The 22,549-nt window shown below is 66.4% G+C and carries 15 protein-coding genes; 8 read left to right on the forward strand and 7 right to left on the reverse strand.

Features of this window, described 5'->3' with window-relative positions; all coding sequences use genetic code 11:
- Window positions 1-53 precede the first annotated feature (53 nt).
- The 5 genes from HY019_RS00615 to HY019_RS00635 all read left to right on the forward strand — a co-directional run bounded on the left by HY019_RS00615 (window position 54) and on the right by HY019_RS00635 (window position 11,224).
- Entirely contained in the window at window positions 54-1,400 is a 1,347-nt protein-coding gene (locus HY019_RS00615; protein WP_290687518.1) for a DotU family type VI secretion system protein, read from the forward strand.
- A complete protein-coding gene (tssM, locus tag HY019_RS00620) occupies window positions 1,397-4,993 on the forward strand; it encodes a type VI secretion system membrane subunit TssM (protein WP_290687520.1) in 3,597 nt (1,198 codons plus the stop codon). The genes HY019_RS00615 and tssM overlap by 4 nt, the downstream gene beginning before the upstream one ends.
- Window positions 4,993-5,670 (forward strand): type VI secretion system-associated protein TagF, encoded by a 678-nt coding sequence (gene tagF / locus HY019_RS00625; protein WP_290687522.1) that lies wholly within the window; start codon window positions 4,993-4,995, stop codon window positions 5,668-5,670. Before tssM ends, tagF begins: the two co-directional genes overlap by 1 nt.
- Window positions 5,671-5,706: 36 nt before the next feature.
- Window positions 5,707-7,650 (forward strand): serine/threonine-protein kinase, encoded by a 1,944-nt coding sequence (locus HY019_RS00630; RefSeq protein ID WP_290687524.1) that lies wholly within the window; start codon window positions 5,707-5,709, stop codon window positions 7,648-7,650.
- 190 nt (window positions 7,651-7,840) lie between these two features.
- On the forward strand, window positions 7,841-11,224 hold the full coding sequence (locus tag HY019_RS00635) for a PAS domain S-box protein (RefSeq protein WP_290687525.1): 3,384 nt from the start codon (window positions 7,841-7,843) through the stop codon (window positions 11,222-11,224).
- 24 nt (window positions 11,225-11,248) lie between these two features.
- On the opposite strand, the gene HY019_RS00640 is transcribed toward HY019_RS00635, so the two are convergent.
- The 4 genes from HY019_RS00640 to tagH form a co-directional block, all read right to left on the reverse strand.
- Window positions 11,249-12,412, reverse strand: coding sequence for an NAD(P)/FAD-dependent oxidoreductase (locus HY019_RS00640; protein WP_290687527.1), 1,164 nt, complete (start codon window positions 12,410-12,412; stop codon window positions 11,249-11,251).
- Between the two features lie 54 nt (window positions 12,413-12,466).
- On the reverse strand, window positions 12,467-13,039 hold the full coding sequence (locus HY019_RS00645) for an OmpA family protein (protein WP_290687529.1): 573 nt from the start codon (window positions 13,037-13,039) through the stop codon (window positions 12,467-12,469).
- Between the two features lie 104 nt (window positions 13,040-13,143).
- Window positions 13,144-13,911, reverse strand: a complete 768-nt coding sequence (locus tag HY019_RS00650) for a protein phosphatase 2C domain-containing protein (protein ID WP_290687530.1) — start codon at window positions 13,909-13,911, stop codon at window positions 13,144-13,146.
- Window positions 13,908-16,160: a type VI secretion system-associated FHA domain protein TagH gene (tagH, locus tag HY019_RS00655; RefSeq protein ID WP_290687531.1), complete on the reverse strand. Its 2,253-nt coding sequence runs from the start codon at window positions 16,158-16,160 to the stop codon at window positions 13,908-13,910. Before tagH ends, HY019_RS00650 begins: the two co-directional genes overlap by 4 nt.
- Before the next feature lie 239 nt (window positions 16,161-16,399).
- On the opposite strand from tagH, the gene HY019_RS00660 reads away from it, so the two are divergent.
- The 3 genes from HY019_RS00660 to HY019_RS00670 are packed head-to-tail and all read left to right on the forward strand — an operon-like array spanning window position 16,400 to window position 20,517.
- Window positions 16,400-17,404 carry a caspase family protein gene (locus HY019_RS00660; RefSeq protein WP_290687834.1) on the forward strand — a complete coding sequence of 335 codons (1,005 nt, stop codon included), beginning with the start codon at window positions 16,400-16,402 and terminating at the stop codon, window positions 17,402-17,404.
- A 28-nt stretch (window positions 17,405-17,432) separates the two neighbouring features.
- Window positions 17,433-18,230, forward strand: coding sequence for a hypothetical protein (locus tag HY019_RS00665; RefSeq protein WP_290687533.1), 798 nt, complete (start codon window positions 17,433-17,435; stop codon window positions 18,228-18,230).
- 22 nt (window positions 18,231-18,252) lie between these two features.
- Window positions 18,253-20,517, forward strand: a complete 2,265-nt coding sequence (locus HY019_RS00670) for a YCF48-related protein (protein WP_290687535.1) — start codon at window positions 18,253-18,255, stop codon at window positions 20,515-20,517.
- A gap of 8 nt (window positions 20,518-20,525) precedes the next feature.
- Here the strand turns inward: HY019_RS00670 and HY019_RS00675 are convergent, their stop codons facing one another.
- The 3 genes from HY019_RS00675 to HY019_RS00685 are packed head-to-tail and all read right to left on the reverse strand — an operon-like array spanning window position 20,526 to window position 22,532.
- A complete protein-coding gene (locus HY019_RS00675) occupies window positions 20,526-20,696 on the reverse strand; it encodes a hypothetical protein (protein ID WP_290687536.1) in 171 nt (56 codons plus the stop codon).
- Window positions 20,693-22,069, reverse strand: coding sequence for a TIGR02270 family protein (locus tag HY019_RS00680; protein ID WP_290687538.1), 1,377 nt, complete (start codon window positions 22,067-22,069; stop codon window positions 20,693-20,695). Before HY019_RS00680 ends, HY019_RS00675 begins: the two co-directional genes overlap by 4 nt.
- Before the next feature lie 28 nt (window positions 22,070-22,097).
- Window positions 22,098-22,532 (reverse strand): ankyrin repeat domain-containing protein, encoded by a 435-nt coding sequence (locus HY019_RS00685; protein WP_290687539.1) that lies wholly within the window; start codon window positions 22,530-22,532, stop codon window positions 22,098-22,100.
- Between the last annotated feature and the right edge of the window lie 17 nt (window positions 22,533-22,549).

Below are 22,549 nucleotides of genomic sequence, written 5' to 3' on the forward strand. Positions count from 1 at the left end.
GCCGCTGACACGCCACGGATAAGCCGCTGACCTGACGCCATTGAAAGACCGGCATGACCCAGCCTCCCAACCAGCCCCCGATCGACCCCTTTGCCTCGATCGACACCGGGCGCACCTTCGTGATGCCCACGCCGGGCCAGCGGCCAGCCGGCGCGCCCGCGCCCTTTGACAACCTGGCACGCGGCGCCGATGTGGCCGCCGACCTGGCCGCACCCGACACCGGCCTGAACCCGCTGGTGGCCCTGGCCAACCCCCTGCTGGCCCTGGTGCCGCAGATCCGCTCGACCACGCACCTGGCCGACCCGGCCGCGCTGAAGGAGTCCATGGCCGCCGGCCTGCGCGACTTCGAAGCCAAGGCCCGCGCCACCGGCATCGCCAGCGAACGCGTGCTGGCGGCCCGCTACATCCTGTGCACGCTGCTGGACGAGGCCGCAGCCTCCACCCCCTGGGGCGGCTCGGGCCAATGGGCGCGCCACAACCTGCTGGTCACCTTCCACAACGAGGCCTATGGCGGCGAGAAGGTCTTCCAGTTGATGGCCAAGCTGGCCGAAGACGTGCCCGCCAACCGTGACCTGCTCGAGCTCATCTACGCCGTGATCACGATGGGCTTTGAAGGCCGCTACCGTGTGATCGAAGGTGGCAAGACCCAGCTCGACACCGTGCGTGACCGCCTGGCCCAGTTGCTCAAACAGGCCCGTGGCGACTACGCCCAGCCGCTGGCGCAGAACTGGCAAGGCGCGCCCCAAGCGCGCCGCCTGATGCTGTCGTGGCTGCCCCTGTGGGTGACCGCGGCCGTGAGCGCCCTGCTCCTGCTGGCCTTGTACCTGGGCCTGAGCTTTGCACTCAGCGGCCACTCCGACCCGGTGTTCGGCGCCATCCAGAGCCTGCGCCTGGCCCCGCCCGTGCCGCCCACGCCCATCCCCGCTGCCAAGCCGCGTCTGGCGCAGTTCCTCCAGGCCGACATCCGCTCGGGCCTGGTGGCCGTGCGCGACGAGATCGACCGCAGCGTGGTGACCTTGCGTGGCGATGGCCTGTTTGACGCCGGCAGCGCCTCACTGGCCGAGAACCGCGAAGCCATCATGAAGCGCATCGCCCAGGCCCTGGTGCAGGTGCAAGGCAACATCCTGGTCACCGGCCACACGGACAACCAGCCCATCCGCTCGATGCGCTTCCCGTCCAACTGGCACCTGTCGCAAGAGCGCGCCGACACCGTGCGTGACCTGCTGCAGGCCAATGGCGTGGCCAAGGAGCGCATCCGCGCCGAAGGCCGTGCCGATGGCGAGCCGGTGGTGGACAACACGACGGCATCGAACCGCGCCGTCAACCGCCGCGTTGAAGTGATCCTGTTTGTCGCCCGCGAGAACACCAACAACAACGCAGCCCAAGAGACACAACCATGAAGAAGCTGCTGTCCTTCCTCTTTAGCGGCATGGTGCTGGCCATCATCGGCCTGCTGGCCCTGTCGCTGGTCATCTGGATCGTCGGCCCGCTGATCGCCATTGGCACGCTGCGCCCACTCGAATCGGTCTGGTCCCGCCTGATCCTGATCGGCCTGATCGTGGGCATCTACGCGCTGGTCAAGGTCATCGGCGCCATCCGTGCCAAAAAAGCCAACCAGGCTGTCGTCAACCAGTTGCTGGCCCCGGCCCCCAAAGGCGCCGACGCTGCACCCGAAGCCCCTGAAGTCAAGCTGCTGCGCGAGCGCTTTGAAAAGGGCATGGAGACGCTCAAGAACGCCCGCTTCGAGGCGCACAAGGGCGTGTGGGCCGGCATGAAGGCCCGCGCCGGCAAGCGCTACCTGTACGAGCTGCCCTGGTACATCATCATCGGCGCACCGGGTTCGGGCAAGACCACGGCGCTGTTGAACTCGGGCCTGCGCTTCCCGCTGGCCGCCCCCGGCACGGGTGTGCAAGGCCTGCCCGGCGTGGCCGGCACGCGTAACTGCGACTGGTGGTTCACCGACCAGGCCGTGCTGCTGGACACCGCGGGCCGCTACACCACGCAAGACAGTGACCACCAGGCCGACCAGACCGCCTGGAACGGCTTCCTGGGCCTGCTCAAGCGGGCCCGCCCGCGCCAGCCCGTCAACGGCGTGCTGGTGACCGTGTCCGTGCCCGATCTGCTGACCAAGTCGGCCGCCGAGCGCCAGGCCCAGGCCGCTGCCGTCCGCACCCGCCTGCAGGAGCTGCACGAGCAGTTGGGCGTGCGCTTTCCCATCTACCTGATGGTGACCAAATGCGACCTGCTGTCCGGCTTCATGGACACCCTGGGCGAGCTGGACCGCGACAGCCGCGCCACGCCCTGGGGCTTCACCTTCAAGCTCGACGACAAGCAGCATTCCGACGCGTCTGGCTTCCTGCCTGAGTTCGATGCGCTGGAAAAGCGCCTCACCGATGGCCTGATCGACCGACTGCAGCTGGAACACGACCCGGCCCGCCGCGCCCGCATCTACGCCTTCCCGCAGCAGTTCGGTGGCCTGCGCAATGTGCTCAAGTCCTTTGTGGACGATGTCTTCTCGCCTTCGCAGTTCGAAGCCAACCCGCTGATCCGCGGTGTGTACTTCATCAGTGGCACGCAAGAAGGCACCCCGCTGGACCGCATGCTGGGCAGCATCGCCCGCAGCTACCGGCTCGAGCGCACCGTGCTGCCGCCCAACAAGGCCAGCGGCAAGGCCTTCTTCCTGGAGCGCCTGCTCAACGAGGTGGTGTTCGCCGAAAGCGAGCTGGGCGGCACCGACCTGAAATGGGAGCGCCGCCGCGGCCTGATGGCCTTGGCCGGTTACGCCACCATCGGTGTGCTGGCCACCGCCTTGCTGGTGGCCTGGGGCGTGAGCTTCTTCAACAACCGCGCTTATGTGAACGCGGTGAGCCAGCGTGAACAGGCCGTGCGCGCCTTGCTGCAGACCACGCCCAACCGCGCTTCGTCCGACATCCTGGTGCTGATGCCCGCGCTCAAGGCCACACGCGATCTGGCCGTGGGTGACAGCGAACGGGCCGTGCCCTGGTCCCTGGGCTTTGGCTTGTACCAGGGCCGCAAGCTGGACTCGGCCTCGCGCCAGGCCTACGAGCGCATGCTGGTGGACGCCCTGCTGCCACGCATCGCCCTGCGTGTGGAAGACCAGGTCAAGACCAGCATCGACAACCCCGAGTTGCAATACGAAGCCCTCAAGGCCTATGTGATGCTGCATGACCCGCAGCACTTCGACCCCAAGGCGCTGAAGTCTTACTTCATGGCCGACTGGGATCAGAACCTGCCCCGCAGCGTCACCACCGAGCAGCGCGCCGAGCTCAACGGCTACCTGGACGACCTGCTCGCGCAAGGCCCGGCCGTCTCCCCCCTGCCTGAAGACCGCAAGCTGGTGGACAGCACCCGCGCCCGCCTGGTGGCCATCCCCCTGGCGCAGCGCGTGTACTACCGCCTCAAGCAACAAGGCGTGGGTGAAGACATCCCCGAGTTCACCGTGGCCAAGGCAGCGGGCAACAGCGCCGCGCTGGTCTTCATGCGCGCCAGCGGTGCGCCGCTGACCAAGGGCGTGCCCGGCCTCTTCACGTTTGATGGTTACCACAAGGGCTTCCAACCCCAGGTGGACCAGGCCACCAAGCAGTTGAGCGAAGAAGAGACCTGGGTGCTGGGTGTGCAGGACAGCGCCCGATCGCAGTCCCTGCGTGACCCGACCGCGCTGCGCCGCCTGACCGACGACGTGCGCCAGATCTACCTCACCGAGTACGCCACGATCTGGGAAGGCTTCATCGCCGACATCCGCATGCTGCCATCTGACAGCCTGCCCAAGGCCGTGCAGATGGCGCGTGTGCTGTCCAGCCCTGAATCGCCCCTGAAGCCTTTGCTGACGGCGCTGTCGCATGAGACCACGCTGAGCCTGTCGGAGAGCAAGTCCCTCATCGACAAGGCGCAGGACAAGGCCGAGAGCACGCTGGACAAGTCCCGCGCCGAGATCGCCAAGCTGTTTGGTGACAAGCCCGCACCCACCGCCGTGGCCGATGGCCGGCGCATCGAGTCCATCGTGGACGACCGCTTCCTGGCCCTGCGCCAGATGGTCACCAGCCCCGATGGCAAGAGCCCCGCGCCCATCGACGGCACACTCGGCCTGATCAACGAGGTCTACACCTTGCTGACCGCCACCGAGACCGCCGTGCAAGGCGGCAATGTGCCGCCCCCCAGCGACGTGCCCAACAAGATCAAGGCCGAAGCCGCTCGCCTGCCCGAGCCCATCCGCTCGCTGCTCAACACCTTGTCGGTCAGCGGCACGACGGCCGCGCTGGACGCCACGCGTGCCAACCTGGGCCAGGCCATCAAGTCGCAGATCGGCGAGTTCTGCCAGCAGGCCATCGCGGGCCGTTACCCCTTCGTGCGGAGCAGCAGCCGCGATGTCACGCAGGATGACTTCGCGCGCATGTTCGCGCCCGGTGGCCTGATGGACAGCTTCTTCCAGCAGCAACTGGCGCGCTTCGTGGACACGTCCACGCGGCCCTGGTCTTTCCGCAAGCTGGAAGGCGCGACCATGGGCACGGACAGCGGCACGCTGGCGCAGTTCCAGCGCGCCGCGGCCATCCGCGACACCTTCTTCCGCGCCGGTGGCAACCAGCCCGGCCTGCGCCTGGACTTCAGGCCCTTCGAGATGGACGCCACCATCACCCAGTTCACGCTGGATGTGGACGGCCAGCTGGTGAAGTACGCCCACGGCCCGCAGATCCCCGCCAGCGTGCAATGGCCCGGCCCGCGCGGCAGCTCGCTGGTGCGCGTCTCGCTGGCGCCGCCCGGTGCGGGTGACAACGCCATCGTGACCGAAGGCCCCTGGGCCCTGTTCCGCCTGTTTGACCGCATGGCCCTGAGCCCGGCGGGCGCCCCCGAGCGTTTCAACGTCGCGTTCAACGTGGGCGGCCGCAAGGCCACCTTCACGGTCACCTCCAGCAGCGTGCAGAACCCCTTCCGCCTGCCTGAGCTGAGCAGCTTCTCCTGCCCGGGAGGCCTGTGATGACATCGGCTTGCGGCTGGTTCGGCAAGATCGCCTCGCTGGGCGACTTCAGCGCCCGGCGCCTGCCGCCCGAGTTCGTGCAGCGCTGCGACGACTGGTTGTCGCGCGGCGTGCAGACCAGCCGCGCGCAACTGGGTGAGCACTGGCTCAACACCTACCTGACCGCGCCCATCTGGCGCTTCGCCTGGAGCCCCGGCATCGCCGGCCCGCACTGGTGGATGGGCGTGATGATGCCCAGCGTGGACAGCGTGGGGCGCTACTTCCCCTTGATCGTGGCCCAGGCCAGCATGCATGCCCCTGACTCCGGCCAGGACCAGACCGCCTTGCAGCGCTGGATGGACCATGTGGCCCACGCCGCCATGAGCACCCTGCACGCGGGCGCCCAGGTGGACAGCTTCGAAGCCCAGCTGATGGCCGCCCCCACCTGGCAGGCCGCCCCGCCTGTGGGTGCCCCCAACCTGCAGCGCCTGGTCGGGCGCGACCGCTACCAGGGCCCCCCGCACCCCTCGCTGAGCCAATGGCTGGAAGGGGTGGCCGGCATGAGCCTGCATCAACAGGCCCAGGGCCAAAGCCTGTGGTGGCTACCCGATTCGGGCCATGGCGGTGGTAGCCTGAGCATGGGCCCCGGCCTGCCCGGCCCGGATCATTTCGTCGAACTGCTGCAAGGCAGCTGGTAACCCCAACTCAGCGCTGCCTGCGTTGTCATCGCCCTCATGAGTCAAGCCGAATCCGCGCAACCTGCGCCCCCAACGCCCTCCGCGCCCGCCTCCGGCAGCCCCAGCCCCTCAGCAGGGGGCCACAGCGGCAATGCCCTGCCCATCGGCCATCGCCTGCACGAGTTCGAGATCACCGGGCTGGTGGGTGAAGGCGGCTTCGGCATCGTCTACCTCGCACACGACACGCAGCTCGAGCGCGTGGTGGCCATCAAGGAATACATGCCCGGCTCGCTGGCCACGCGCGCGAGCGACCTTTCCGTCACCGTCAAATCCGAGCGCCAGCGCGAGACCTTCACGCTGGGCATGCGCAGCTTCGTCAATGAAGCCAAGCTGCTGGCCTCGTTCGACCACCCCGCGCTGATCAAGGTCTACCGCTTCTGGGAAGAAAACGGCACCGCTTACATGGTGATGCCCTACTACCAGGGTCCCACGTTCAAGACCTGGTTGCGCGAGCAGAAGCAGCCGCCCGACGAGGCCTGGCTCAAAGGCATGCTGGGCCCCCTGATCGACGCACTGGACGTCATCCACGCCGACCACTGCTACCACCGCGACATCGCGCCCGACAACATCCTGCTGCTGGGCCCCAACAAGCCCTTGTTGCTGGACTTTGGCGCCGCACGCCGCGTGATCGGCGACGCCACCCAGGCCCTGACCGTCATCCTCAAGCCGGGCTACGCGCCCATCGAGCAGTACGCCGAAGTGCCCTCGATGAAACAGGGCCCGTGGACCGACGTCTATGCCTTGTGCGCCGTGCTGTATGCCGCCATCCTGGGCAAGGCACCGCCCCCCTCGGTCGGTCGCATGATGAAGGACGACATGACGCCGATCTCGCAAGCGGCCATGGGTCGTTATTCGGCGCCCTTCCTGGCGGCAATCGATGCAGGCCTGACCGTGCACCCCGAGCAGCGCCTGCAGAACATGGCCGCCTTGCGCGAGCGCCTGTTTGCCACCGACCTGCCGCCCGGCATGACCCCACCTGCGCCCGCCCAGGAAGACGACGAGCGCACGGTCATGATCCCGGCCGGCATGGATGCGGCCACCCTGGTGACGCAGGCCAAGCAGCACACGCAGATGACGGCCATGGCCGCCACGGCGACCGGCTTCCCGGCCACGCAGGTGGCACCGCCTCCCTCGGCCGCCACACCGGTCCCGCCCTCAGCCATCGCCGCTGCGTCCTCGTCGGCGGCACCGGCCTCCAACGGCGGCCTCAACAAGCTGTGGATCGCCCTGGCCGCGCTCGGCCTGGCCGGTGGCGGTGGGGCCTGGTTCATGACCCGCTCGCACCAGGCCGGCCCGGCCACCACGGGTGAGGTCGCTTCGCAAGTGGCACAGGCCGCCAGCAGCAACGCCACGGCCAGCGCACCGGCCACCGCCGCTTCCGCCGCGCCCCCCACCATGCCCGCGCAACGCGACCCATTCACCATCGTGGCCGCTCTGGAAGACATCGTGCGCAACGCCGACCCGCTGATGGCCATCAACACGCTCACCGACAAATCGCAGCTGCTCATCGGCAAGGACAAGCTGCTGTTCCAGGTCAAGTCCAGCGTGCCCGGCTACCTCTACGTCTACCTGGCCGGCACAGACCAGAACCACTTCTACCTGCTCTTTCCCAATGCGCTGGACAAAAACAACCGCATCGAGGCCGACAAGCTGGTGGAGCTGCCCCGCAAGGGCTGGCACATCACCGCCGGTGGCCCGGCCGGTGTAGACCACATCGTGACCATGGTCTCGCCCTTCCCGCGCGACCTGGGCCAGTTGCCCCTCAATACCAGCGACACCATCCCCGAGTTCGACATGGCCCAGGCAGTCCGCCTGTGGGCCGAGCACAAGGGCCCCGGCAGCCCCTTCGTGCCACCGGCCTTGTGCGAAGGAGCCACTACGCCTTGCGATCAACGTTATGGCGCCACGCTGGTCCACATCGAAGAAGTGGCCACACGCTGACACCGGCCATCACGAACTTGCTGACACGGCGCCCGGAGAGGCGGACAATCGGTCAATTACCGGTGACAAGACGGCTGACTCCCCAGATACCGGGGCGGTCCGCAAGGAGACAATCCCAACGGGCAGGCCCATCCCGCCCGGCCCCGCTTCTTGAGCCTGACCGCTCCGTTTGCACTGTTTGCACCGTTTGATGACACAACCAGCGCCACTGCCTGCCAACGAAGTACAGCGCCTGTCACGGCTGCGCGAGCTGGCCGTCCTGGACAGCGGGCCCGAACCCTTGTTTGACACGCTGACCCAGCTGGCCGCCAGCACCTGCGGTGTGCCCATTGCACTGGTCAGCCTCATTGATGTCGATCGGCAATGGTTCAAGTCCCGCGTGGGCCTGCCCACCGTCACCGAGACCCCTCGCGACATCTCCTTTTGCGCACACGCCATCCTCGAAGAAGACGTGATGGAAGTGGCCGATGCCACGCGTGATCCCCGTTTCGTCAACAACCCCCTGGTCACCGGCGAACCCGGGATCCGCTTCTACGCCGGCGCCCCCATCACGCTGCCCGATGGCACACGCATCGGCACGCTGTGCGTGATCGACCGGCAACCGCGCATCCTGTCGAGCAAACAGCGCCAGGCCTTGCAGCACCTGGCCCAGGCCGTTTCCGAAGCCCTGCTCATGCGCGAGCGCACCATGCGCCGGGCCATGGAGGCCAGCCAGGGTTACGCCGCCGAGATCGCCAACAACGAAGCCTTGTACCGCGCCATTGTCGAAGACCAGACCGAGCTGATCTCGCTGGCCGACACGCAAGGGCGGCTCACCTTCGTGAACGCGGCCTACAGCCGCCAGTACGGCAAGGCCACACACGAGCTCATCGGCACCAGCTTCTACGACTACGTCCCCGAAGACGAACGCGAGGCAGTGCGGGCCCACATCGCCCGCCTGCTGGCCACCCGCGAGCCCTTGCAGGACGAGAACCGCACCGTTGCCGCCAATGGCGAGCTGCGCTGGATGGCCTGGACCAACCGCGTGATCTGCGATGAGCGCGACCGCGTCACCGGCATCCACTCGGTGGGGCGCGACATCACCGAGCGCAAGCTGGCCGAACACTCGCTGCAGGAAAGCAAGGCCCGCCTGCGCTCGCTGTACGAGTCCACGCCGGCCATGCTGCACTCCATCGACAGCCACGGCATCTTGCTCACGGTGAGCGACACCTGGCTGGCCAAGATGGGCTACACGCGCGAAGAGGTCATCGGCCGCTCGTCGGCAGACTTCCTCGCCCCCTCGTCCTACGAGTACGCCCGCAACGTGGTGCTGCCGCGCTACCTGCTCACGGGCCGCTGCGACAACGTCGAGTACCAGATGGTGCGCAAGGACGGCAACCTGATCGACGTGCGCCTGTCGGCCATCATGGAGCGCGAGGCCGATGGCCAGCCTGGCCGCTCATTGGCCATCCTGGAAGACGTCACCGAGAAGCACGCCGTGGAGGCCGCGCTGCACGCCAACCAGGAGCGCCTGACCCTGGCCACACAGGCCAATGAAATCGGCATCTGGGAGCTGACCCTGCCCGATGGCAGGCTCACCTGGAGCGACATGATGTTCACCATCTTCGGCCTGCCCCGTGAGCATTTCACCGGCCGCATCAAAGACTGGGCACAGTGCATCCACCCCGATGACCTCGAATACACCAGCCGCGAATTGAGCGCTGCCATCAAGGGCCACAAAGCGCTGGATTTCGACTTCCGCGTGCGGCATCCCAATGGCAATGTGCGTTATGTGTACGGCCGCGCCACGGTGTTCCGCGACGGCAAGGGCCGTGCCACCCGCGTGCTGGGCACCAACTACGACGTCACCGAGCGCAAGCGCATGGAGCGCGAGCTCGCTGAAAAGCACGAGCTGCTGCGCGTGACCCTGCACTCCATCGGCGACGCCGTCATCACCACCGATGCGCATGGCCGCGTGCAATGGCTCAACCCCGTGGCCGAGCGCATGACCGGCTGGCCCAATGAAGCCGCACGTGACCAGCCCCTGGGCCAGGTCTTTCACATCGTCAACGAACTCACGCGTGAGCCCGAGGTCAACCCCTTCGAGCGCTGCCTGGCCGAAGACGTGCATGTGGGCCAGCTGGACCAGACCCTGCTCATCTCGCGCCATGGCGTCGAATACGGCATCGAGGATTCGGCCGCACCCATTCGCGATGAAGACGGCGCCATGCTGGGCGTGGTCCTGGTCTTCCACGACGTGACCGAGCAGCGCCGCATGGGCCACGAGATGAACTTCCGCGCCACGCACGATGAGCTGACCGGCCTGGTCAACCGCGCCGAGTTCGACAAGCGCCTCACCCGTGTGCTGAGCGAAGCGCACGAGCACGACAGCAGCCACGCGCTGATGTACATCGACCTGGACCAGTTCAAGCTCGTCAACGATGCCTGCGGCCACAGCGTGGGCGACCAGCTGCTGTGCCAGGTGACCAATCTGCTGCAAGGCTGCGTGCGTGCGCGTGACACGCTGGCGCGCCTGGGTGGCGACGAGTTCGGCGTGATCCTGGAGCACTGCAATGTGGACCAGGCCCACCGCGTCGCGCAGGACATCTGCGACCAGATGAGCGAGTTCCGCTTCATCCACGATGGCCGGCGTTTTCGCATCGGCACCAGCATCGGCCTGGTGCCGCTGGACAAGCGCTGGGCCACCACCGCCTCCGTGCTGCAAGCGGCCGACACCTCCTGTTATGCCGCCAAGGAAGCCGGCCGCAACCGTGTGCATGCCTGGTACGACACCGACCAGGCCATGCGAGCCCGCAAGGGCGAGATGCAATGGGCCAGCCGGCTGGAGCAGGCGCTCGACGAGAACCGCTTCATCCTCTATGGCCAGCGCATCGCCGCCATCCACCAGGACACCCAAGGCCTGCACTGCGAGGTGCTGTTGCGCCTGAAGGACACCGATGGCAGCGTCATCCCGCCGGGCGCCTTCCTGCCCGCGGCCGAGCGCTTTCACATGGCCTCGCGCATCGACCGCTGGGTGGTGCGCCATGTGTTCGAGTGGCTGGCCAGCCAAGGCGAGGCGCTCGATCAGATCGACACCATCGCCGTCAACTTGTCCGGTCAGTCCATCAGCGATTCGACCTTCCACCAGTTCATGCAGGAGCTGATCGCCGAGACCTCAGTGGATGTGCGCAAGCTCTGCCTGGAGATCACCGAGACATCGGCCATCACCAACCTGGCCGATGCCGGCGCCTTCATTGACGGCATGCGCCAGCGCGGTGTGCGCATGGCGCTTGATGACTTCGGCTCGGGTGCTTCGTCCTTTGGTTACCTCAAGACCTTGCCGGTGGACTACCTCAAGATCGATGGCCAGTTCATCAAGGCCCTGGTGAACGACCCGCTGGACCAGGCCACCGTGCGCTGCTTCTGCGAAGTGGCACGCGTGCTGGGCATCAAGACCATCGCGGAGTTCGTTGAAACCGAAGACACGCTGCATGCCTTGCGCAAGCTGGGCGTGGACCACGCACAGGGTTACCTGCTCCACAAGCCGCAACCACTGACCGAGTTGCTGACCCGCGTGTCGTGCCCCACAAACTGAGCGCATCCGCGCGGCCTGCCAGGCTCAGAAGAAGCGCCCGTTGACCAGGCCCTTGAGCACCCGCACAACCAGGCGCCTGGCGTAATCACCGTAACCGATCTCGTCGGCCATCAGGTCCAGGTGCAGGCGCGTGACCTGTGTGCTGCGCGGCAGGGCCTTGACCAGCAGGCGCTCGCAGACCTGAGGAAAGATCAGGTAGCGCAGGCGGTTGGCGTGGTCCAGTGCCTGCGTGATGGCCTTGTGGCGGTGCTGGTAGGCCGTCAGTGCGGGCACACGGCCGCCCGAGGCCTGCGCCTCCAGCACCGCTTGTGCGGCGTAGTAGCCGCTCTGCATGGCAAAGGCGATGCCCTCACCGGTGATGGGCTCCACCAGGCCGGCAGCATCACCGGCCAGCAGCACCTTGTCCGCGCCGGGCGTCGGCTTGTAATCGCCAAAGGGGATGTGGTGCCCCTTGATCTTGCCCGGCGGCATGGTGCCGAACACGCTGCGCAGGAAGGCCTCGAAGTCTTGCTTCATCTGCGGGTTACGGGCCTGGATGCCGCCCACGCCCACCGTGACCGTGTCCCGCTTGGGGAACACCCAGCCATAGCCCCACTTCACCACGCCGAAGTAGATCTCCGGTTGCCTGACCTCGCGTTGCAACAGCGCGCGGTCCACGTCCATCTCCAGCGCGAACGCGATCTTCTCGCGGTCGTACGACGCGCCAAACAAGGTGCGGGCCACGGTGCTGTTGACACCATCGGCGCCAATGAGGTGGTCATAACGGATCTCTTGGCCGGACTGCAGGCGGCACACCTGCTGGTCCAGGTCGATCGCGGCCAGGCCATCGCCCAGGTACAAGGTGGTGCCCTGCTCTCGGGCCAGGCCAAGCAGGTAGTGGTCGAAGTCGCGACGGCAGGTGAAATAGAGCGCGCTGTGGCCACCCACCTCGCTCAGGCACCGGTCCCGGTGAAACAGGCGGATGCCATCTGCCTCGTACTCGAAGGCCTGGTCCCAGGCCGCTTCACCGAAGATGCGGGCAAAGAGCTTGCGGCTTCTGAGCGTGAGCAAGCCACCGCAGAGTTTGGCCCGGGGGAACACCGCCTTGTCGATGAGGGCGACGTCCACGCCCTGACTGGCCAGGGTGCGGGCTGCAGACGACCCGGCGGGGCCGCCACCGATCACGATGACTGCATGGTGTTTTCTCACAGCCGCGCAGCGTACACCACCCCCGCACCGATTTCGCGGGGGCCGCTGGCGCGATCAGTCCTTCGAGACGTCGGTCACGATGGTGACACGGCGGTTCTCGGCGGCGGCCGGGTCCTTGGCGTTGAGCACCTCGGCATCACCCTTGCCCACGGCCTTCAGGCGCTTGGCCTCGATTGCATGCGCCGTGATCAGGTAGTTGCGCACGCTCTCGGCGCGCTGCTGCGACAGGCTCAGGTTGCTGTCGTGGGCGCCACGCGGGTCGGCATGGCCTTCGACGTTGAAGCCGTACTCGGCCAGCTTGTTGTTGCGCAGCGCGGCGGCCACCACGTCCAGCTGCTTCTTGGCCTGCGGGGTCAACTCGGCGGAGTTGGTCTCGAAGGTGATGAGCAGCGAGGCGCTGGGCTTGCGGGCGGCCTGCTGGCCAGGCGTGTCGCGCTGCACGCGCAGGGAGCGCGTGACCACGGGCTCTTCGGGCGTCAGGGCGTCGATGAGGTTGCCCTCGGTCACGGCCTTGCCTTTGAGCACGGTGGTGGGGGTGGGGCCTTCGGCATGCGCCAGATTCAGGCTGGCCAGCAGGGCGACGGCGCTCAAGGCACGGATCAGGAAAGAGTTGGAAGACGTGTTCATGGACAGGTCCTTGAAGGGGTGACGGCCGTCACTGTAGAGCGATGGCCTGGAGGTGAGAAGCGACTTTTGTCATCGACAGGGTCATGGGCTGGCATCAAGGCCCATCATGGACCGATGCGGGTGACCTCGCTGGGGTTGCCCGCCCAGACGGCCACCGCAGTGTAGTTGTCCTGGTTGGGCACCTGGCGCTGCGCCACCAGCTCGGCCATCTGGTCCAGCCACTGCTGGGGGTTGCCGGCCTGCAGCAGGGTGCGCTCGATGTCGGCCGGTTCGAGCTGGTCCCACCAGCCGTCCGAGCACAGCAAAAAGGCATCACCCTCGATCAGTGCCTGTGGCTCGCGCGTCAGGTGCACGTGCGGCGTTTCTTCGCTGCCCATCGCGGCCAGCAGCTGGTTCTTGCGCGGGTGGTGGCGGGCTTCTTCCGGCTTGATGAAGCCGGCATCAACCATGTGCTGCACGACGCTGTCGTCCGTGGTGAGTTGCTGGGCCACACCCTGGCGCACGCGGTACAGGCGCGAGTCGCCCACATGGCCCCACATGGCCAGGCCTTCTTGCGCCTCCAGCCACAGGACCACCACGGTGGCGTGCATGCGCTGGTGGCTCTTGAAGCCCTCCTGGCCAGCGTTGAGCACCTCGTTGGCCTCTTCGATGGAGGCCTCCAGCACCGCGGGGTTGTAGACGGTGGCGCGCTGCAGCAGCAAGGTGGCGGTGCGCACCACGATGTCCGAGGCCATGGCGCCATTGCTGTGGCCGCCTGCGCCGTCAGACAGCACGGCATAGACCTGCGTGCCAGAGGTGCCTTGGCGAAAGTCGTCTTCGTTGTGCGAACGCTGGCCGACTTCGCTGCGGCTGGCTACTTCAATGTGCATCATGCAGGTTTGGCTGGGTCACGGCCGGTCTGGCGGCGTTCGGCATCCAGGCGGTCCAGTTGTTCTTCGTAGGCTTGCAGGAAGGCACGGCCAAAGAGGTTGTGGAAGTCGTCCTGCGCCTCGGCCTTGACGGCGTCGTAGTGCTGCAGGTAGAGCTCCCATAGCTTGGCGCGGCGGTTCATGGGCAGCAGGCTGTCGAGCATGCTGCGGCCCACCAGCTTGGCCTCCAGCGCATCGGGCTCGAAGCGGGCCAGCACGCCCTCCAGGGCCGCGCGCATGCCCACCATGGTGCCGATGGTGTGGCCCAGCAGGTCGTCCATGGCGTCGGCCACGGCCTCGGGGCCGGACATGAAGCCACGCAGCGGCGGCTGCAGCAGCTGCTCCATGGCCGACACGGTGTCGGGCGAGAACTTCAGGGGGTTGTTGCGACGGGCCTGGATCACGGTGACCTCGGCGCGCATCTCCTGCTTGGTGGCGGCGCGGGCGGCCACCAGCTTGAGGCTGCCGTCCACGGTGTGGTGCAGCAACTGGCCGATGACGCGCATCAGATCGGGGTTGAGGCCTTGCGGTGGCGTGAAGTGGATGCCGGCGCCCTCGCAGAAAGCGGCCCACAGCGCTTGCGTGTCGGCTTGCGTGCCGGCTTGCGTACCGGCGCTGGCGGCCGGGTTGGTGAGCGCTGCGGAGGTCGTTGCGGCAGATGCCGAAGCGGTGGCGGGAGCGGGAGCGGGTGCAACGGCCGGCACCGGCTCGGGCACCTTGACCTCGACATGCGGTACGGCCGTCTGCGGGATGGGCAGCTGGGTCTGCAAGGGCTCGACCAGGGGTTCATGGCCCACCGGCGCGCTCACATCGATCGCCTTTTTGACGTGCACGCTGGGCACCGTTTGGGGCGACAGGTCCAGGTCGTCGAGCAAGCCACCGGACCGGGCGGGTGTGCCCAGGCCCAGGTCGGCAAAAGGTGAGGCACCGCTGGCCTCAGCCTTGCCTGGCGCCTTGTCTGCGATCTTGTCGGCCGCTTTGGGCTGCGGCATGAAGGAGAAGGAGGCCTCCAGCGGCTCGGGGGGCGCAGCGGGCTTGGGCGAGGCCACGGGTGGCAGTGGCATCGCCGCCTGCAGCTCGGGCACATCGTCGGGGAAGGCCGATCCGGCATCGACGGGCGGCTTGTCTGGCGCCGAGGTGCTGATGTCAGCGCGGGGCTTGATCAAGGACAGCGGGTCCATGCTGATGGGCGTGCCGGCTGCGGCCTGGGCAGGTGCCGCCGGTTCGGTCTTTTTCAGGAAGGACGCCAGCGGGTCGGACGAGGCGCCCCCACCCAGCCCGAACATCTGGTCAATGGACTGGGCACCGGGTGGCGCGACCGAGCCCATCAGGTCCAGGTCGCCGGGCAAGGGCTTGGCACCGGGTGACAGGTCAAAAGGCGAGGCACTGGCGGGTGGCGTGGGCGCTTGCGGCAGATCCCAAGTGCTGGCCGCGGCAGCCGGCCGGCCCGATGGGGTGGGGGCGGACTGGAGGTCGGCAAAGGGATCAAAATCATCCGGCAGGCGTGCCGGTGTGGCGGGCGCGGGCGCAGAGGGCGCCGGGGCCGGCGCGGGGGAGCCAAAGCCGCCCAGCAGGTCGGCGAACGGAGAGGCCGGCGATGGAGACGGTGCGGGCACAAACGCGGGTGCCACCGGCGCGCCTGCGACCGACGACGCCCCACTGAGGCCTCCCAGCAGATCGGCAAAAGGCGAGGCGTTGGAGGACGGCGGTGTGGGTGCAGGTGCAAATGCGGGCGCAGGTGCAGGTGCCGCAACCGGCGCCTGCACCCCTGTGCCATGCTCGGCCGCCCGCATCAGGCTGGGATCGGTGCGCGGCTCTTGACCCGACCCGACGATGACCGTGCGCGAATCCACTGCTGCGCGGCCTTTGGTGATGGTGCGGGCCGTGGCGTCGTTTTGCGAGTAGTTCACCAGCAAGGCATAGGTGCCGATCTGCAGCTCGTCGTTTTCGTCCAGCAGCACGCCCTCGCCAGGTGGCACGGGCTTGTTGTTGTGCCAGATCGGGTTGGCATTGCCCACGTTGAGGATGCGCCAGCCCTCGGGGCCGCGGCTGACCTCGGCCTGCAGGCGTGAGATGCGGCGCTCCGGATCGGGCAGTGCCAGGGTGTTCGTGTCGGAGCGGCCGATGGTGCCGCCGCGCTCGTCGAAGTAAGCGGAAATCGCCTGCGTCAAGGGCTGGCCAGCCAGGCTGACGGCGCGGATGAGCAAGTGCATGAAGGCTCCAGACTGCCCCTGTTATAGAAATGGGTGGGGGCGATGATCCGAATGGTGTCGGGGCAGCTGACCTTGGTCAATCAACGAAAGTCATGCGCGCAGCCTTGATACAGGCCATGCGACTAACCAAAGTCACGTGACATTTGCCTCGATTGCGTCAAGCTTGCCCAGCTTTGCTGGCGCATGCGCGGTCTTCGCTGCCCAGCGCATCCAAAAATCAATGGTTCACGGAGCGTGCAATGATTTGCCTGGCGCCAGCGCGGCGGCATCTTGTCTCATTGATCGGCCTGATCGCCCTGTGTACATGCTTGCGCCCCATCAGCGCGATTGCCGCCCCAATAGACACCCCACCCCCTCGGCTGGCATGGGTGGTGGGCAATGCGCGCTATGAAGGCATGACGCCGCTGAACAACCCGGCTCATGATGCCCAGGATATGTGCCAGAGCCTGCGACGGCTGCACTTCAAAACGCTGTGCCACACGGACATCCCGGATCGCGCCACCGTACTGAAGTTATTCGCCGAGTTTGTCGCCCAGCTCACGCCAGACAGCCACGGCCTGGTCTACTACGCGGGCCATGCCGTGCAGATTCAGGGGCACAACTACCTCGTGCCTACCCGTGCATCGGTGCGCAACATGTCTGACGTTCCGCAGCAGCTGGTCGACGTCCAGGACTTGCTGGACCAAATCAAGTCCAAGGGCAATACCTTCAATGTGGTCACACTGGACGCCTGCCGGGAAGACCCCTTCGCAGGTTCATTACCCACACCTGGCGACAACGGCCCGAATCTGCTCAGAGGGCTGAGCGTTCAAAACCAGCAAGCAGGGCCCATTGCCTACGGGCTGGGGGCGATACGCGATGCGCCGATCGGCACCATCGTGCTGTATGCCACGGGCGCCAACGACGTCGCGCTGGACGGCAACGGGCGCAACGGCCTGCTCACCAAACACCTGCTGGCCCACATTGAAACGCCGGGCATCACCGTCGAAGACATGATCAAGCGCGTGGGTGCTGGCGTTCGCGCGGAGTCACAACGCCTGGCGCGAAAAGGGCAAACGCCGTTTGTCTATTCGTCGTTCACGGGCGAGTTCTGTTTTGCCGGCTGTGCCTCAAGAGAGGATCAGCATGAGCTCACTCGCTTGCGGGCCCAAAACCAAATGTTGGAACAAAAAATCCAGCAAGGCTCGCCAGCAAGCAGCCCTGCCCCCCGGCCGGCGCAGCCCGTTGTTCCAGCCATTTTCTGAATCATCAATTCAACAGGTAGGACACACCATGCATCACACACTCACCCTCGCCTTGTCGACCGCGTGCCTGTGTGGCGCTGCCAGTTGCCCCGCCCAGACCACGGATGAAGCAGACGCCAACCGATGGCACGTGAGTGTGGGCGCCAAAGCCTGGCTGAACCAATGGGACAGCTGGGACATCAACCGCGTTCAGATTGGCGGCAGCGCCTTGCAAGTGGTCGAATCGGTATCCAGCGACCAGACATTGGCCTTCATCCCGGTCATCAGCGTGCGACAAGGCCCCTGGTCCATCACGACCAGCGTCATGAGCAAAACCAACTACACGCTGCACAACGCCGTGACCACCATCTCTGCCTCACGCAGCGAGTTTGATCTCAATGCCGGCTGGGCAGCCACGCCAGGCATCACCTTGACTGCAGGCTTCAAACGGCTGACCCAAGAAGCCGGCGGACGCTTCACCTGGCGTGGCCCGGTGCTGGGCGCCTCGGCCACGGCGCCGCTGCCTGCAGGATGGGCGCTATACGGCACACTGGGCCTGGGCCGCCTGAGCCTCAAGCTCCCAGGAGCCGATGCAGACGGGCAAGGCACAAGGAGCGCCAGTTATACCGTCAGCGAAGTCGGCCTGGCCTATGCGTTCACACCCGCCTTGATCAAGGGCGACACCGGTCTGACCATGACCATAGGCTACCGCTCGCAAAGCGTGCGTAGCCGTGACTACGCCCTGTCATCCCAACCCTCGGGCGGTGGTGCGGTGTCCGTGTATGCACACGATGAATTGCGCGACAACACCCAGGGTCTGACCATCAGCCTGCTGGGCACATTCTGATTCGTCAGACAAGGAGCGCAACATGGCTTGCAATCGGTGGCGCAATCCCACAAGACATCTGCTGGCCTGTGCCGGGCTGAGCCTCAACCTGATCGCCTGTGGCGGCGGCGGTGGCGAGTCGTCCATCAACCGATTGAACCCCGCCCCCACTGTCAACGCCCAAAGCGCCAGCCTGCAGGAGACCTGGCCCGGCAACCCGGTGACCTTCAAGGCCGACTGCGTCGGCACGGGCTCGCGCCACTACAAGTGGGATTTCGGCGACGGCAGCACCGAAGGCAGCAGCAGCGCCTTCGACAAGGCCGAGGTCAGCCACACCTATACAACCAGCAGTGACACCGTCTTGACCGTGACGGTGCAATGCACTGATGACACGGGTCAAAGCGGCGTGGTCAGGATGAGTGTGCATGTCGGCCCCGAGGCACTGGCCACGGTCGCAGGCTTGAGTTGCAGTGGCACGGGCTTCGCGCAAGGGTGGTGTCGGCAGTTCCCGCAAAACATCACCCCCACCATCACACGCGCGGCGGCGCTTACCGCCTTCACCCAATTTGGCATCAGCGCGGGGCACTTGTTGAAGAGCGTCGACGGCGGCGTGAGCTGGCGAGCCGTGCCCTTGCCCACCACGCAACGGCTGAATGACCTCAGCGCCTTTCAAGACAACACGGCCTGGGCTGCGGGCGACGGCAATGCGGTGATCAAGACCAGCGATGGGGGCATCAGCTGGACGGCGCAAAACATCGAGGGCAACGACACCTTCGGTTTTAAGCACATCGTGTCCATAGATCCCCAGACCGCCTGGATCACCAATGGCATATCAACTTGGCGCACCACGGATGGCGGGCAGACCTGGACAATGCTCGACACCATTGTGCCGGGCTCACCGATCACACCCAGGCCGGAGGGTGGGGCGCTGACCGCGTTCAGCCGCGATATCGCCTGGGTGGGATCAGGGGCCACCATCCGGCGAACGACAGATGGTGGCGCGCACTGGCAGAGCAGCACCGTCGGCCAAGGTATCTTCATAGAGTCGCTCTCGGCCGCATCGGACAAGATCGTCTGGGCAGCAGATGCGAACAGCGTCGTGTACCTGTCCCAAGATGGTGGCACCAGCTGGGCCGTCTCCACGAGTTTGCCCACGAGCAATGTCATCGCCCGACAGATCAACCGGGTACTTGCAACCAGTGCGGATTCAGCCTGGCTGCTGGGCGTTGTGCGCGCCTCAGGCGGCACTGATCAGCCTGTCTTATGGTTTACGAATGACCGAGGGGCCCATTGGCAAGCCATCAATGGTGCCGACACCCCGAGCTTTTTCGATCTGGCCACGTTGGAAGGGCAAGTCGCTTGGGTCTATGGTTCCAGCAGCGTCTATCGGCTCGCGTCAGATAGCTTGCAAAAGGTGGCCAGTTCGTCGGCGCTGCCCTCTGGACTGAGCGTCATCAAGGCCATCAGTGATCAGATCGCCTGGGCCGCAGGTGATCTGGGCACCGTCCTCAGAACCAACAATGGCGGTAGAGATTGGGTCGACGCCAGCATTGGCTCGCATGTGCCGATTGTGAGCATGAGCGCGGTGTCTGCAACGAGCGCTTGGGCCTTGCCCATGGAACAAGGGCTGCTCAAGACCACGGACGGCACGACCTGGTCAGCACCCCCTGCGGCCCCTGGTAGCCTGATGACCATTGATGCCCTGGGGGCCGACCTGGTCTGGGGCGGTGGCACAGGTGGCAAGATCGTCAAAACCACGGATGGCGGCGCCAGTTGGATCACGCAAAACACGCCAGGCAACGCCCATGTCCAGCTCATCAAGGGCGTGGATGCCCACACCGCCTGGGCACTGGGCCCGAATATTCAAACGCCAGGTGTGTGGTTGCTGCTGCGAACCACTGACGGGCTCAACTGGCAAACGGTGTCGCCGCCCAATCCGCCACCCACCGGCTGGCATAACATCAGCACGCCGAGCAAGCAGGTCATCTGGCTTCTGGGCGAATCCACACCTTTCAGCCCGATTGACACACCCGTTGCACTGCTGCTCAGTGAGGATGGCGGTGAAACTTGGATGCAACGGCAAGGGCCCGCCGATGCACGGCTGCGCAGCATCACCAGCACAGATGCCCGCAACCTGTGGGTGTCTGGGGCACAAGGACTGTGGCGCAGCACAGATGGCGCCCTGTCCTGGCAATTGCAAGGCTTGGGCGGTGAGGGCGCTGTGTCCGTATCTGCCGTCAACCCGCAAACGCTGTGGGCAGCCAGCCGAATCGGCACGATTTACAAAACCATCACCGGCGGCAATTGAGCCCGATATCAAGGTTGATGCAGCTGATTCCAGGCCAGCACCGCCGCAAAAATCAGCGCCACCAGCAACCTGGTCTTACCCGCCGACGTCAGGCTGCGGTGCACGACGAGATCTTTGACGGCCAGCACGAGCATGATTGCCCCGACCACCAGCAGCACCACATTGGGTTGGATGTTCATGACAAGGCCGCCTCTTCTTCTGCCAGCCAGCGGCTTTGACGCCAGGCTGGTGCTGCCACGGGAAACAGCTGGCTGCCAGGGCGTAGCAGGCACAGGTATTCCGCGGCCATGACGCGCTGGCGCTGCCCCTGCGTCTTGAGCACGTGAATGCAATGTGCAGGGCTGGGTAGCTCACCCACGAAGTAGCGCCGCCCCGGCACGAAGCGGTGTGCATTGGCCTGCCACCAGGCCTGCACCTTGGCCGGATCGGGCCAGGGCAGGCTGTCGTCTTCGTCCATGGCCACGTTCTCGTCTTCAGGGTTGTCGTTGGGGGCGCCCTCGACGCCCTCGGGCGGCTTGCGTTCCAGATCAAGAAGCGCCAGGTCTGCGCCAGTGATGAGGCTGAAGGCTTCGCCAGCGAGGCGAGCCAGGGCATCGTCCTGCATATGGTGGATGAGCCAGGGCGCCACCTGGGGGTCACCCACCCAGCCGGTCATGCGCAGCAGCTGCCGCGTCGCCGCCTTGCCAGCCCCGGCGGCGGCACGCTGTTTGACTTCTCGCTGGGCCACGTCCATGGGCGCGGCCATGAGCGCCAGGCGCCACGCGGCATCGGTGGACCGCCCGCCCACGGTACCCTGAGGTGCGCCATCGCGCATCAGGTGCCGACGCACCAGCTCGTCGGCGCCGTCGCGCCACAGGGTCAAGGCCCAGGCTGCCGCCTGCTTCTCCAGTTCGCTGTCTGAAGGCGTTCCCGCAGGGCCGGATGCGTCCGGCTCGGCCCGGCGCAACACATCGCGGGCCGCCGTGGCCATATCGCGGCGCCCCAAGCTGCCGGCCACCAGCCAGGCCGCCGCGCGCACGCGAACGTCGGCATCTGCCGCGGCCTGCTGGAGAACGGCGCCCGCGTCCACCCGGTGCATGGCGCAGGCCGCCAGCCCCCAGGCCCGGTGCACGCCAACACGGCTGCCAAGCAAGGACCGGACGGTGCCTTGCAGATCCTGCACGGAGACCCAGCCCAGCGCGGAACGCAAGCCCCGCTCCGCCTGGTGGTCCGCGCTGGCGAGCTCGACCACCTTGAGCAGCCTTGCTGCGTCGCGGCGTTGCAGCGCCAGCACCGCAGCCGCGAACACCGCGCCGACGGAAGCGCCTTCCAGCGCCGCGTCCAGCAGGGCAACGCCCGCCTCACCGGCCACGCCGATGCCGTCCAGGTGGGCGGCCATGCGTTCGTCCAGCCGCCGCAGGGCATGCAGGGGCTGGGTGGAAGTCAGCAGCGTGCTGCGGACGTGGCGCAGCATGGCCACTTCGTCCACATGCTGCTGAACGATGGGCAGCAGCACGGCGGGCGCCGTGCCGGTGCCGGTACTACCGGGAAATGCAGATGCGTTGCTGGCCACGTGATCGCCTTCCTGCGCTTTGTTGAGATCAGCCACCCGCGCGAGCGGCTTGGGCCTCGAACAGCCGGCGGATGGCCTCATCGTCGGATGCCAGGCCCAATGCCAGCGGCGTCTGGCCAAACTCATTGCTCACGTCCAGCGGCGAGCCTGCGTCCAGCAAAAGCTGAACGGCAGGCAAACTCCCTGCATCGATGGCGTCATGCAAGGCCAGGTTACCCATGTCGCCGACGGCACGCACGTCCGCCCCGCCTCGCAGCAAGGCCTGCACTTCCTCGGCGCTGCCACGCGTGGCGGCGATGTGCAGCGGGCAGCTCTCGAACCGTCCACGCTGGTTGACGTCCAGCGAGGGCAAGTCCGCGAAATCGGGCAAGGCCTCTTCCAGGTAGCGGGCCAGGACGTCTTGGGCTGTCATCTCGGTCATTTGCGGGTGCTCGGTCGCGGGCTGGGTTTCGTCTCGGGGCATGTCAGTGTCACAGGCAA

This window comes from Aquabacterium sp. (genome assembly GCF_016195855.1).
GTDB lineage: Bacteria > Pseudomonadota > Gammaproteobacteria > Burkholderiales > Burkholderiaceae_C > Aquabacterium.

Coding starts and splice junctions, on each gene's coding strand:
- HY019_RS00615 (WP_290687518.1), top strand. CDS start 54: ATGACCCAGCCTCCCAACCAGCCCCCGATCGACCCCTTTGCCTCGATC.
- tssM (WP_290687520.1), top strand. CDS start 1,397: ATGAAGAAGCTGCTGTCCTTCCTCTTTAGCGGCATGGTGCTGGCCATC.
- tagF (WP_290687522.1), top strand. CDS start 4,993: ATGACATCGGCTTGCGGCTGGTTCGGCAAGATCGCCTCGCTGGGCGAC.
- HY019_RS00630 (WP_290687524.1), top strand. CDS start 5,707: ATGAGTCAAGCCGAATCCGCGCAACCTGCGCCCCCAACGCCCTCCGCG.
- HY019_RS00635 (WP_290687525.1), top strand. CDS start 7,841: ATGACACAACCAGCGCCACTGCCTGCCAACGAAGTACAGCGCCTGTCA.
- HY019_RS00645 (WP_290687529.1), bottom strand. CDS start 13,039: ATGAACACGTCTTCCAACTCTTTCCTGATCCGTGCCTTGAGCGCCGTC.
- HY019_RS00650 (WP_290687530.1), bottom strand. CDS start 13,911: ATGATGCACATTGAAGTAGCCAGCCGCAGCGAAGTCGGCCAGCGTTCG.
- tagH (WP_290687531.1), bottom strand. CDS start 16,160: ATGCACTTGCTCATCCGCGCCGTCAGCCTGGCTGGCCAGCCCTTGACG.
- HY019_RS00660 (WP_290687834.1), top strand. CDS start 16,400: ATGATTTGCCTGGCGCCAGCGCGGCGGCATCTTGTCTCATTGATCGGC.
- HY019_RS00665 (WP_290687533.1), top strand. CDS start 17,433: ATGCATCACACACTCACCCTCGCCTTGTCGACCGCGTGCCTGTGTGGC.
- HY019_RS00670 (WP_290687535.1), top strand. CDS start 18,253: ATGGCTTGCAATCGGTGGCGCAATCCCACAAGACATCTGCTGGCCTGT.
- HY019_RS00675 (WP_290687536.1), bottom strand. CDS start 20,696: ATGAACATCCAACCCAATGTGGTGCTGCTGGTGGTCGGGGCAATCATG.
- HY019_RS00685 (WP_290687539.1), bottom strand. CDS start 22,532: ATGCCCCGAGACGAAACCCAGCCCGCGACCGAGCACCCGCAAATGACC.